9 protein-coding genes are annotated in these 12,756 nt (G+C 65.3%); 8 read left to right on the plus strand and 1 reads right to left on the minus strand.

What is annotated here, in order from left to right; genetic code table 11:
• Window positions 1-86: 86 nt before the first annotated feature.
• The 5 genes from ACQY4T_RS13050 (at window position 87) to ACQY4T_RS13070 (ending at window position 5,994) form a co-directional block, all read left to right on the plus strand.
• Window positions 87-677 (plus strand): TetR family transcriptional regulator C-terminal domain-containing protein, encoded by a 591-nt coding sequence (locus ACQY4T_RS13050; RefSeq protein ID WP_428542846.1) that lies wholly within the window; start codon window positions 87-89, stop codon window positions 675-677.
• A 325-nt stretch (window positions 678-1,002) separates the two neighbouring features.
• A complete protein-coding gene (locus ACQY4T_RS13055) occupies window positions 1,003-2,157 on the plus strand; it encodes an efflux RND transporter periplasmic adaptor subunit (protein WP_428530842.1) in 1,155 nt (384 codons plus the stop codon).
• 111 nt (window positions 2,158-2,268) lie between these two features.
• On the plus strand, window positions 2,269-5,454 hold the full coding sequence (locus tag ACQY4T_RS13060; protein ID WP_428530845.1) for an efflux RND transporter permease subunit: 3,186 nt from the start codon (window positions 2,269-2,271) through the stop codon (window positions 5,452-5,454).
• Between the two features lie 129 nt (window positions 5,455-5,583).
• Window positions 5,584-5,805, plus strand: a complete 222-nt coding sequence (locus ACQY4T_RS13065) for a hypothetical protein (RefSeq protein WP_428530848.1) — start codon at window positions 5,584-5,586, stop codon at window positions 5,803-5,805.
• 9 nt (window positions 5,806-5,814) lie between these two features.
• Window positions 5,815-5,994: a hypothetical protein gene (locus tag ACQY4T_RS13070; RefSeq protein ID WP_428530851.1), complete on the plus strand. Its 180-nt coding sequence runs from the start codon at window positions 5,815-5,817 to the stop codon at window positions 5,992-5,994.
• A gap of 10 nt (window positions 5,995-6,004) precedes the next feature.
• Here the strand turns inward: ACQY4T_RS13070 and recG are convergent, their stop codons facing one another.
• A complete protein-coding gene (recG, locus tag ACQY4T_RS13075; protein ID WP_428530854.1) occupies window positions 6,005-8,107 on the minus strand; it encodes an ATP-dependent DNA helicase RecG in 2,103 nt (700 codons plus the stop codon).
• Here recG and ACQY4T_RS13080 point away from each other — a divergent pair.
• From ACQY4T_RS13080 to ACQY4T_RS13090, 3 genes are all read left to right on the plus strand, one after another.
• Window positions 8,106-8,417 carry a succinate dehydrogenase assembly factor 2 gene (locus ACQY4T_RS13080; protein ID WP_428530857.1) on the plus strand — a complete coding sequence of 104 codons (312 nt, stop codon included), beginning with the start codon at window positions 8,106-8,108 and terminating at the stop codon, window positions 8,415-8,417. The genes recG and ACQY4T_RS13080 overlap by 2 nt on opposite strands.
• A complete protein-coding gene (mfd, locus tag ACQY4T_RS13085) occupies window positions 8,414-11,932 on the plus strand; it encodes a transcription-repair coupling factor (RefSeq protein ID WP_428530860.1) in 3,519 nt (1,172 codons plus the stop codon). Before ACQY4T_RS13080 ends, mfd begins: the two co-directional genes overlap by 4 nt.
• A gap of 267 nt (window positions 11,933-12,199) precedes the next feature.
• Window positions 12,200-12,676 (plus strand): response regulator, encoded by a 477-nt coding sequence (locus ACQY4T_RS13090; protein ID WP_428530863.1) that lies wholly within the window; start codon window positions 12,200-12,202, stop codon window positions 12,674-12,676.
• The last annotated feature ends 80 nt before the right edge of the window (window positions 12,677-12,756 follow it).

Here is a 12,756-nt window from a genome sequence, read left to right on the forward strand (position 1 = left end):
CGCCACGCGGCCGGTGACGACTGGCGCCTGAGGCGCTGCAGATAGCACCCCTTGAAGTTTTAAGATGACCGGTCATATTGGACGACATGGCGAGATCGTCATCCCATGATGTCCGAGACCGGTTGCTCGAAGCCGGTGTCCAGACCTTCAGCAAGTCAGGGTTCAATGGCTGCAGCGTACAGGATATCACCGACGCCGCCGGCGTGCCGAAGGGTTCGTTCTACAATCACTTTGAAAGCAAGGAGGCCCTCGCCGCGGCGGCACTGGAACATTATTGGGTCTCGGGGACCTGCGACCAACTGGGTATCCTGACCTGCGCCAGCCTGTCGCCTCGCCAACGTCTGCGTCGATATTTCGAGGTCGCGACCTCGGATATCGCGAAGATCAACTTCACCTGCGGCTGTCTGGTCGGCAACATGGCGGCCGAATTGTCCGACCATAGCCCGGTCATCGCGGCCAAGCTTTCCGACATCTTCAGGGGTTGGAGCCGACAGGTCGGTGCCTGCATCCGTGACGCCCAGGCCGCCGGGGAGATTGAATCGACGGCCGATCCGGACCAACTCGGCATCTTCGTCCTGAATGCGTGGGAGGGAGCAGTGTTACGGGCGCGGATTGAGAAAACCGAGCGTCCGTTGCGGCAATTCGTCGAGACGCTGTTTACCAGTTTGCTACATTAGAAGCACGATCGCGCTGAACGGAACGTCCATAGCGCCTGAATCGTGCCATCGGACAAATAGCTAGAATACTTTCAGCTTGCACATCGGGCGGGAAGTATTGTGCACCCTGAAATTTGCCGGGCGGAGCGTTCCCGAGCCCGCGGATCATGCGATTGACAAAGCATCTAGCGTGGCCGGGTAAAAGTCCCCGGAAGCGCTTAAGAACCGAGAAACACCTTTGTTTGCATCAGGAAGTAAGATGACTGGTCACCTTGATAGCATAGTGCTCGACCGCGACGCCCCATTGGCGTCGCTGCGCCGCCGTCCTCGGTTGTGGTTTGCGGGCATGGCGATTGTGCTGCTTGCCGGCGGGGCCGCGCTGGTCGGCCCGAAATTGCTGCACAACACGCATACGACCTCGACTCAGCCGCCAGCGCCGCCGCCGCCACCCGTGACGGTCAGCGCTCCGGTGCAGCGCGACGTGGCAAGCTGGACCACCTTCACCGGCCAGTTCTCGGCGGTGGACTATGTCGAAATCCGCGCCCAGGTCAGCGGCTACCTGACCGAGATCCACTTCACCGACGGCCAGATCGTTCACCAGGGCGACCTGCTGTTCGTGATCGATCCGCGACCTTACCAGATTGCCCTGCAGCAGGCCTCGGCACAGATGTTGACCGCGGCCGCCGGGCTGCAGCTTGCCAACCAGGAAATTGCCCGCACCACGGAACTGCACCGCCGCGACTTCGCCTCCGGCGAATTGCTGGACCAGCGCGTGCAGCAGCAGCGGGCGGCACAGGCCGCGCTCGACCAGGCCGAGGCGGCGGTCCGTTCGGCCAAGCTCAACCTAGAGTTCACCCATATCACCGCGCCGCTGACCGGGCGGATCAGCTCGCATCGCGCCTCGATCGGCAACCTGATCGGGGGCGCCCAGAGCGGGATGACGCCGACCTTGCTGACCACCATCGTCTCGCTCGACCCGATCCATCTGGATTTCGACATGAGCGAGGGCGACTACCTGGCCTATCAGCGCTACCTGCAGGGCCAGCACGGCGGCGGCCCGATCGATCATACGGTCGAGGCCAGCCTGAGCGACGAGCAAACCTGGACCCGGCGCGGCAAGCTCGATTTCATCGACAACCAGATGGATCGCGGCAGCGGCACCATCCATGCCAGGGCGACGCTGCCGAACCCCGATCTGTTCATTGCAGCGGGCCAGTTCGCCCGGTTGCGGCTGCCCACCTCGGCGCCCCGTCCGACGCTTCTGGTGCCGGACTCGGCGGTGTCGACCGACCAGTCGCGCAAGCTGCTGATGACCGTCGCGGCGGACGGCAGCGTAGTGGCGAAACCGGTTGAGCTCGGCGCGCTCAGCGGTGGGCTGCGGATCGTCAACGGTGGTCTTGCCGCGAGCGACCGGGTCATCATCAACGGCCTGATGCGCGCCCGTCCCGGCACCAAGGTGACGCCGCAGCCGGGCAGCATCGCCCCGCCGGCGCAAAGCTGACCGGCACAAAGCTGAGTGGAACCGTGACCGCGGCATCGCCCGCGACAGTATCGAACAACCAGACCGCGACGACTTCAGCCTGAAGCAATCGCGGTCGCAGGAGCGGCTCGTATGCGCCTATCTCATTTCTTTATCGACCGGCCAATCTTCGCCACTGTGCTGGCGGCGTTTGTCACCATCGTCGGCGCCGTCGCCTATTTCACCTTGCCGGTGGCGCAGTATCCCGAGATCGCGCCGCCGACGATCCAGGTAACCGCGACCTATCCCGGCGCCTCGGCCGAGGTGATCAGCCAGACCGTTGCCACGCCGCTGGAGCAGCAGATCAACGGCGTCGAGAACATGCAGTATTTCAGCAGCCAGGCCACCGGCGACGGCAAGCTGACGGTGACGGTGACTTTCAAGCTGGGAACCGACCTCGATACCGCGCAGGTGCTGACGCAGAACCGGGTCTCGATCGCCCTGCCGCGGCTGCCGGACGCGGTGCAGCGGCTGGGCGTGACGGTGAAGAAGAACTCACCGGACATGCTGATGGTGATCCATCTGTCGTCGCCGGACGGGTCGCGCGACCAGCTCTATATGTCCAACTACGCCACGCTGCGGGTGAAGGACCAACTATCCCGCGTGCAGGGCGTTGGCGACGTGCAGATCTTCGGCGGCCGCGACTACGCGATGCGGATCTGGCTCGACCCCGATAAGGTGGCGGAACACGACCTGACCGCCGGCGAGGTGGTGTCCGCCTTGCAATCGCAGAACGTGCAGGTCTCGGCCGGTGTGCTGGGCCAGCCGCCGGTATCGACCCCCGGCGCCTTTCAACTGAATATCGACACCTTGGGCCGGCTGACCGATCCGGCGCAGTTCGGCGACGTGATCGTAAAGTCCGACAATGCCGGCCGGGTGACGCGGGTGCGCGATATCGGCCGGGTCGAGCTTGGTGCGCAGGATTACGGCGCCAATGGCTACCTGGACCGGCTGAACGCGGTGCCGATCCTGGTCTATCAGCAGCCGGGATCGAACGCGCTGTCCACCGCGCTGCATATTCGCGAAACGATGCAAGGCCTGTCGAAGGATTTTCCGCAAGGGCTGCGCTACGACATCGTTTACGATACCACGCTGTTCATCGCCCAGTCGGTGCATGAGGTGGTGAAGACGATCCTGGAAGCCGTCGCCCTGGTGGTCGTCGTGGTGATCGTGTTCCTGCAGACTTGGCGCGCCTCGATCGTGCCGATCGTGGCGATCCCGATCTCGTTGATCGGCACTTTCTCCATCCTGTCGGCGCTGGGCTTTTCGCTGAATAACCTGTCGCTGTTCGGGCTGGTGCTTGCGGTCGGGATCGTGGTCGACGATGCCATCGTGGTGGTGGAAAACGTTGAACGAAACCTGCGCCTGGGCATGGCTCCGCGTGAGGCGGCGCATCGCACCATGGACGAGGTCGGCGGCGCGCTGATCGCGATCGCGCTGACCTTGTGCGCGGTGTTCATCCCGTCGGCCTTCATCAGCGGCATTTCCGGTCAGTTCTTCCGCCAGTTCGCGGTGACGATCGCAGCCTCGACGGTGATCTCTTGCCTGATCTCGCTGACCCTCAGCCCGTCGTTGTGCGCGCTGCTGTTCAAGCCGCATCAGGCGACGCTGGGCGAGCAGAAGCCACGCACATTGCTGGCGCGGCCGTTGTTCGCATTCTTTGGCCTGTTCAACCGCGGCTTCGGGTGGCTGTCCGATCGCTACGGCAAGCTGACCGCACGACTGATCCGTATGAGCGCGGTGGTGCTTGCGGTCTATGCCGGGCTGATCGGACTGACCGGGTTGCAGTTCGCCCGGGCGCCTACCGGGTTCATTCCGGATCAGGATTTGGGCTATCTGATCACCGTCATCCAATTGCCGCCCGGCGCGTCGTTGGAGCGCACCGATGCGGTGGTGCGGAAGGCGACCGATATCATCCTTGGCACGCCCGGGGTGGCGCACGCGGTGCCGTTCGCCGGCTTCGATGGCGCGACGTTCACCAATGCGTCGAATGCCGGTGCGATCTTTTCTCCACTAAAGCCGTTCGAGGAGCGTCACGCCAAGGGACAGGATATCGGTTTCGTGCTGAACCAGATGCGTCAGCGGCTATCCGGCATCCAGGACGCCTTCATCATCACCATCCCGCCGCCGCCGGTGGCCGGCATCGGCACCGCCGGCGGCTTCAAGATGATGTTGCAGGACCGCGAGGGACTTGGACCGGCGGCACTGGAAGCGGCGGCGCAGGACCTGGTCGGCGCCGCCAATCAGATTCCTGGCCTGGTTGGCGTGTTCACCCCGTTCAGCACCCGCACCCCCAGCGTGTTCGCCGATATCGATCGGGTCAAGGCACAGAAGCTTGGGGTCACGCCCAGCCAGGTATTCGAGGCGATGCAGGTCTACCTGGGGTCCGCCTATATCAACGACTTCAACTATCTTGGCCGCACCTACGAGGTCACCGCCCAGGCTGACGCCAGGTTCCGCTCCAGCGTCGAGGACATCGCCCGGCTGAAGACCCGCAATGCCGCCGGCGCAATGGTGCCGATCGGATCGGTGGCGCGGCTGCATTCCTCGACCGGGCCGTACCGGGTGCCGCGCTATGACCTGTATCCGGCGGCCGAGGTGCAGGGCAGCACGCTGCCCGGCGTGTCATCGGGCTACGCGCTGACCCAGATGGAACAACTCGCTGCCCGCCGGTTGCCGCCCGGAATCGGCTTCGAATGGACCGATCTGGCCTATGAGCAACGCGCCGCCGGCGACACCGCGCTGCTGATCTTCGGCGCCTCGGTGTTGTTCGTGTTCCTGGTGCTGGCGGCGCAGTATGAAAGCTGGACGCTGCCGTTGTCGGTGGTGCTGATCGTGCCGATGTGCCTGCTGGCCGCGGTGACCGGCCTGCTGATCCGCGGGCTGAACGTCGATATCCTGGCGCAGATCGGCTTCGTGGTGCTGGTTGGGCTGGCGGCGAAGAATGCCATTTTGATCGTCGAGTTCGCCAAACAGGCCGAGCAGGCAGGTGCCAGCGCGGGCCAGGCGGCGATCCAGTCAGCGCGCACCCGGTTGCGTCCGATCTTGATGACGTCATTCGCCTTCGTGCTCGGGGTGATCCCGCTGGTGCTGGCCAGTGGCGCCGGTGCCGAGATGCGCCAATCGCTCGGCACCGCGGTGTTCGCTGGCATGTTGGGTGTGACCGGGTTCGGGCTGATCTTTACCCCGGTGTTCTACGCGGTGATCCGCCGCGTGTTCGCCGGGCGCCGAAGTGGGGCACGGGCTGCCAGGCGGGCTATCGGTGCGCCTGCAGAATGACTGCCGTCGCCGTTGCTGAACGACTGCCTTTGCCGGTTTTGAATCTATTCGATGTGACCTACCTCACAAAAGTAATACGCCGACTGGCGTAAGTTGCGTCCATCGATTCTCCAACACCGAGGAACTCAGATGCGACGCTTTGCGATTTCCTTGCTTGCGCTTGCCACGGTTCTTGTGATGGCGCAGCGCGGCTTTGCCGAACCTCCCAGCGCGGGGGTGCCGGGTCAGGCCGCGGCGCTCACCAAGCAGCCTCCAGCCCATCCGGCCTCCGCCTCGTCCTCGGATGCGGCGGCGTCGGCGGATGTCGGGCGCGGCGAGGACTTCGTCCCCGTCGGATTTGGTTGGGGCTAAGCTAGGATCATGAGCTTCATCGTCGCCGGCTGCGCGCTTCTGCTGGCGCTGATCGCCAGTAGTTTGCTCGACGGCAGGTCCGCTTGCGGTGAGCGCGATGCCATGTCCGATCCGTTCGGGCGGTGTGATGTCAAACCTGAGGCTGGCAGCTGTTTTCACGACTCGGAATGCTTATCCGATGGCCAATAGGTCGGTGTGCCTAGCCAGCGGCCAGCGTCCGCATCGCCGCCGTGCGCTCGAACAGCCGCAGCAGCAGGCGCACCGCCTTGCCCCGCGCTGTTTCCAGTTTCGGATCGCGCGACAGCAGCACCGCGGCGTCCCGGTGCGCCATGTGCAGCAAGCCCTCATGTTCCACCGGATCGGCCAGCCGGTGGCCGGGCAATCCGGCCTGGCGCGTGCCCAGCGCATCGCCACCGCCGCGCAGCCGGAAATCCTCGTCCGCGATCAGGAACCCATCATCGGTATCGCGCAACAGCGTCAGCCGCCGCCGAGCGGTGTCGTTCACCCAGTCCTCGTGCAGCAGCAGGCAGAACGAGGCAGCCGAACCGCGTCCGACGCGCCCGCGCAGTTGGTGGAGCTGCGCCAGCCCGAAGCGTTCGGCATGCTCGATCACCATCACCGAGGCTTGCGGCACATCGACCCCGACTTCGACCACCGTGGTCGCCACCAGCAGCCGGATGGTCCCGGCGGCAAACGCGGCGAGCGCCGCATCGCGCTGCTCCGGCGTCTGCTGACCGTGGGCCAGGCCGACCCGATCGCCGAACAGCCGCCGCAGATCGACGCACCGGTCTTCCGCCGCGGCGACGTCCAGCGCCTCGCTTTCGGCTACCAGCGGGCAGACCCAGAACACCTGCGCGCCCTCGTCGAGCTTGCGGGCGACGCCGTCCAGCACGGTGGGCATGGTGCCCAGCGAGTGCAGCGTGGTGCGGATCGGTAGCCGGCCGGCGGGTTTTTCGGTCAGCCGGCTGACGTCCATCTCGCCCCATTGGGTCAGCAGCAGGGTGCGGGGGATCGGGGTCGCGGTCATGATCAGCACGTCGGTGCGTTCCCCCTTGGCCCCGAGGTTCAACCGCTGGGTCACGCCGAAACGGTGCTGTTCGTCGATCACCGCCACTGCCAGATCGCGATATTCCACCGCGTCCTGGAACAGCGCATGGGTGCCGACGACGATCTGGATCGATCCATCCTTGAGGCCGCGCAGCAGCCGCGCCCGCTCGCGGCCCTTGATCGACCCGGTCAGCAGGGCCACCGGCAGCGGGCAGAGCTGGGTCAGGGTGCGGAAATGCTGCTTGGCCAGGACCTCGGTCGGTGCCATCAGGGCGGCCTGCTTGCCGGCCTCCACCGCGCGCAGCATCGACAGCAGCGCGACCAGCGTCTTGCCCGACCCGACGTCACCCTGCAGCAGCCGCAGCATCCGCCGCGGTGAGGCCAGATCGGCGTCGATTTCGCCCAGTGCCTGTTGCTGCGATCGGGTCAGGGCCAGCCCGAACCGTTGCATGGCGACGGCGCGCAGCCGGGAATCGCCGATCAGCGGCTGTCCCGAACGGGCGCGCACTCGGCCGCGGATTACCGCCTGCGCCACCTGGCCGGCGAGCAACTCGTCATAGGCGAGGCGCGCCCGCATTCGGCGGGGGGGTGGTTCGCCGGTCGGTGCCTGCACGGCGCGCAGGGCTTCCGAGAACGGCGGCCACTTTTCCCGCTGCAGCAGCGCCGGATCGTGCCATTCCGGAAACCCCGGCAGCAGATCCAGGGCCTGTGCCAGCCCGGTGGCGACCTGGCGTGGCCACAGCCCGGCGGTCATCGGCCACACCGGTTCGATCAGTGGGATCCGGTCCGCCTGCTCGGCCGGCACAAGGTGGTCGGGGTGGGGAATGGTCAGCCGGCCGTTGAACAGATCGAGCTTGCCCGAGACCACCAATTTGGCGCCGGGCGGCATCTGCGTTTCCCGGGTGAAGCGGAAGAACACCAGTTCGGCCGAGCCGGTGTCGTCCTTGACGATAATCCGCCACGGCTGGCGCGAGGTTGCCGGGCGTTCGTGCCGTACCACCTCCACCGCGAGCGTCGCCACCGTGTCGGGTCTGGCCGCGCGGATCGTCGGCCTGGCGCTGCGGTCGAGGTAGGATTCGGGCATGTGGAACAGCAGGTCGATCACCCGCTCCCCGCCGGTGGCGCGCTGAATCAGCCCGGCCACGACCGGTCCCATGCCGCGCAAACTTGTCAGGGGCGCAAAAAGCGCGGCAAGCGGGTCGGTATTCACGGGCTGACAGCCAGAGTGGGCACGGTTATATGACGTTCGGCACATGACCGAACCAGATCATCCAAGCCCGGGTGGGTCCGACAACGCGGCGCCGGGGGGCTCGGCGTTCGACGCCCGGCGCCGGCGGCTGCTGTATCGTGCCACGCATCGCGGGACGTTCGAAAACGACTTGATGATCGGCGGATTCGTACGAGCGCACCTAGCGATGTTAACCGAACCGGACCTCGATGCGTTAGAGGCGGTGATGCAGATACCTGACACCCACCTGACTGACTGGCTGACCGGACGCGTGCCGATCCCGCCGGAGGAGGACACGCCGATGCTGCGGCGCATGCGGGACTTTCTGGCGCGATGAGCGATTCGATCAGGCTGCCGGTGGCCAAGGGCCCGGCAATCAGGGCCCCTGGAATCGAGGCCCCGGGGATTAGGGTGTGGGGTGCGCCGGAAGGCTGGGACGCCTTCCTGCTGGCGCGGCGCCGCCGCGAACATCCGGGGTCGGTGCTGCATGTCGCCCGCGATGACGCCCGCATGGCCCGATTGGCCGAAGCGCTGGGCTTCGTCATGCCCGAGGCCGAGGTGCTGCGCTTCCCGGCCTGGGATTGCCTGCCGTACGACCGCGTCTCGCCCAACCCGGCGCTGGTGTCGGAGCGCATCGCCACGCTGGCCAGGCTGTTGGAGCCACCCGGCGGCCCTCGCATCGTGCTGACCACGGTCAACGCCCTGGTGCAGCGCGTGCCGCCGCGTTCGGCGTTCGCCGGGTCCAGCATGGAGCTGTCGGTCAACGGCCAGGTCAAGCCGGAGCAACTCGCGCGCTACCTGGAAGCCAACGGCTATGGCCGTGCCGGCACGGTGATGGAGCCGGGCGAATACGCCATGCGCGGCAGCATTATTGACATCTTTGCCTCGGGCGAGAGCGAACCGGTGCGGCTGGATCTGTTCGGCGATACCATCGAGTCGATCCGGGTGTTCGACCCGTCGTCGCAGCGCAGCGCCGGGCGGCGCAAATCGCTGTCGCTACGCCCGGTTTCCGAGGTGCCGCTGGGCAAGGACTCGATCGCCCGCTTCCGCACCGGCTGGCGTGAGCTGTTTGGCCAGGAGGCGGCGTCCGATCCGCTATATCTGTCGATCTCGGACGGGCGGCGCCATCCTGGCATGGAACACTGGGTGCCGCTGTTTCACCCGACCATGGAGAACCTGCTCGACTACCTGCCCGACGCCGCGGTCAGCCTGGATCACCAGGCCGATGAGGCGTTGGACTCGCGGCTGGAGATGATCGCCGACCACGCGCAGGCCCGCAAAGCCATCCCCCGCGATGGCGAGGTGCCGTATCGGCCGATCCCGCCCGGGATGCTGTATCTGGATCGCGCCGGCTGGGACGAGATGCTGTCGTTCGGTCCGCTGCTGGGGTTCACGCCGTTCATCAAGCCCGATGCCGCCGAGGGCATCGACGGCGGCGGACGGCCCGGCCCGGTGTTCGCCCAATCGGCGGGCGGCCTGTCCGCCGCCGGGCCAGGCATCAACGTGTTCGAGCAGCTTCGCGGCCAGGCCGAACGCTGGAACGCCGAGGGCAGGCGGATCGTCATCGCCGCCTGGACCCGCGGGTCGCGCGAACGGCTGACCAACCTGCTGCGCGAGCACGGCTTCGGCAATGTCGCCCAGGAGGAAGACTACGCCAGCATCCGCCGCAAGCCGACCGGGTCGGTGTCGCTGGTGGTGCTGGGGGTCGAGCGCGGCTTCGTCGCCGAACGCATCGCCCTGGTCGGCGAGCAGGATCTGCTGGGGGAGCGCATCTCGCGGCCGCCGCGCCGGCGCAAACGGGCCGACCAGTTCATCGCCGAGGCCACCGAGATCGCCGAGGGCGACCTGGTGGTGCACCAGGAATACGGCATCGGCCGCTACGACGGGCTGGCAACGCTGCACGTCACCGGCGCGCCGCATGACTGCCTGCGGTTGATCTACGACGGCAGCGAAAAGCTGTTCCTGCCGGTGGAGAACATCGAGGTGCTGTCGCGCTACGGCAGCGAGCACCAGGGCGCCGCGCTGGACCGGCTTGGCGGCGTCGGCTGGCAGACCCGCAAAGCCAAGATGAAGCAGCGCATCCGCGACATGGCCGGCGAACTGATCCGCATCGCTGCGGTGCGCAAGATGCGCGACGCCGACACGATGGCGCCGCCCGAGGGCAGTTGGGACGAGTTCTGCTCGCGCTTTCCGTTCGCCGAGACCGAGGATCAGTCGCGTGCCATTTCCGACGTGCTGGAGGACCTCGCCGTCGGCAAGCCGATGGACCGGCTGATCTGCGGCGATGTCGGCTTCGGCAAGACCGAGGTGGCCCTGCGTGCTGCGTTTGTCGCGGCGATGTCGGGGTCGCAGGTGGCGGTGGTGGTGCCGACCACGCTGCTGGCGCGCCAGCACTTCCGCACCTTCACCGCGCGCTTCGCCGGCATGCCGGTCAAGATCGGGCAGTTGTCGCGCATGGTCACCGCGCGCGAGGCGGCCGAGGTGCGTCGCGGGCTGACCAGCGGCGAGATCAACATTGTCGTCGGCACCCATGCTCTGCTGGCGAAGTCGGTGGAGTTTTCCGATCTTGGCCTGCTGGTCGTCGATGAGGAGCAGCATTTCGGCGTCGCCCACAAGGAGCGGCTGAAGGCGTTGAAGGCCGATGTTCACGTGCTGACGCTGACCGCGACGCCGATTCCTCGTACTTTGCAGCTTGCCTTGACCGGCGTGCGGGAGATGTCGGTGATCGCCACGCCGCCGGTCGATCGGCTGGCGGTGCGCACCTTCATCATGCCGTTCGATTCGGTGGTGATCCGCGAGGCGCTGCAGCGCGAGCGGTTCCGTGGCGGGCAGGTGTTCTGCGTGGTGCCTCGGATCGAGGACCTGCAGCGGATGTCGGACCGGCTGCGCGAGATCGTGCCGGAGGCGCGCACCATCCAGGCGCATGGCCGGCTGGCGCCGACCGAACTGGAACGGGTGATGACCGAGTTCGGCGACGGCAAATACGACATCCTGCTATCGACCAACATCGTCGAGAGCGGGCTGGACATGCCGGCGGTGAATACGCTGCTGATCTATCGCGCCGACATGTTCGGGCTGGGCCAGTTGTATCAATTGCGCGGCCGGGTCGGGCGCGGCAAGCAGCGCGGCTACGCCTACCTGACTTGGCCGCCGAACCATCGCCTGTCCGTCGCGGCGGAGAAACGATTGACCGTGATGCAGACGCTGGACGCGCTGGGCGCCGGCTTTACCCTGGCGTCGCACGATCTGGATATCCGCGGCGCCGGCAATTTGCTGGGCGACGAGCAGTCGGGCCATATCCGCGAGGTCGGGATCGAGTTGTACCAACAGATGTTGGAGGACGCGGTCAGCGACATCAGGGCAGGGGAGGGCAAGCACACCAGCCAGGAGCGCGACTGGACGCCCAACATCTCGCTCGGTTTGCCGGTGCTGATCCCCGAGGAATACGTGCGTGACCTGCCGGTGCGGCTGGGGCTTTACCGCCGCATCGGCGCGCTGGCATCGGATGCCGAAAGCGATGCGATGGCGGCGGAGTTGGTCGATCGCTTCGGCAAGCTGCCCGAGGAGGTGGACAACCTGCTGGGTGTGGTCGCGCTGAAGCGGGCGTGCCGGGAGGCCGGGGTTGAGAAGCTGGAGGCCGGCCCGAAAGGCATGGTGCTGACGTTCCGCGGCAATGTTTTTTCGAATCCCGCCGGCTTGATCCGCTGGTTGTCGAGCAAAGGTGGCATGGTGCGGCTGCGGCCGGACCATAAGCTGGCGATCTCACGCGATATGGATGTGGTTACCCGGCTGAGGTTCGCTCGGGACACGCTGGGGGCGTTGGATCAGATCGTGCGGCAGAAGGCGGCTTGACGATCGCCCGAGCCGGTGGTGTCCCCCGTGACATCGGCTTTCGACAACAGGATATTCTACCGTGAATCTCGATGGTCTTGCGAAGCTTCTAGAGGCAATAGCAAAGCTAATCGGCGTGGTAGCTTGGCCCTCAGTAATCGTTTGTCTTATTGTGCGATTCCGCTCTAATATCGGCGATTTTATATCGAATCTAGGTGAAATGACCGTTAAGGGAGCTGGAATTGAAGCAACTGTAAACTTGTCCAGAATGAGGCAAAGGCAGCGCTTGTGGAAGCCATCGTGTCGAGGACAGAGGAAAACGCTACACCGGAAAGTACTGCGACCGCGGCTAAAGAAGCAGTTCAGGTAGTTGGCGATGTAAACGTCAGAACGTTAAGAAAACTACAAGATTCGCGCGTTTTATGGGTAGATGATAGGCCGGAAAATAACAAATATGAGAGGCAAGCGTTAGAAGCCATCGGCGTGGAAATTGTTAATTCTACGGCGACCGATGACGCTATATACAGACTACGTTGGCAGTCGTTTGACGCTGTCATCTCCGATATGGGTCGACCACCTGACTCTCAAGCAGGTTATACTCTGCTTGACAAGCTACGTTCCTCCGGTAACCAAATTCCTTATATTATCTATGCCAGTTCGCGTTCGCCGGAACATCGGGCGGAGGCAAGACGCAGAGGCGCCGTCGATTGCACAAATCGGGCACCAGAACTTTTTGCGATGGTCGTGTCCACTCTTAGCAACTGAGAGCCTGGATCGAATTTTTTTCTGTTAGCCTGTGGCGATAGGCCTGACGAGCAGAGCTTCCGGGGCGTAACGCACCGCGC

It is taken from the genome of Rhodopila sp., from assembly GCF_965277825.1.
In the GTDB taxonomy this organism is placed as follows: Bacteria; Pseudomonadota; Alphaproteobacteria; order Acetobacterales; family Acetobacteraceae; genus Rhodopila.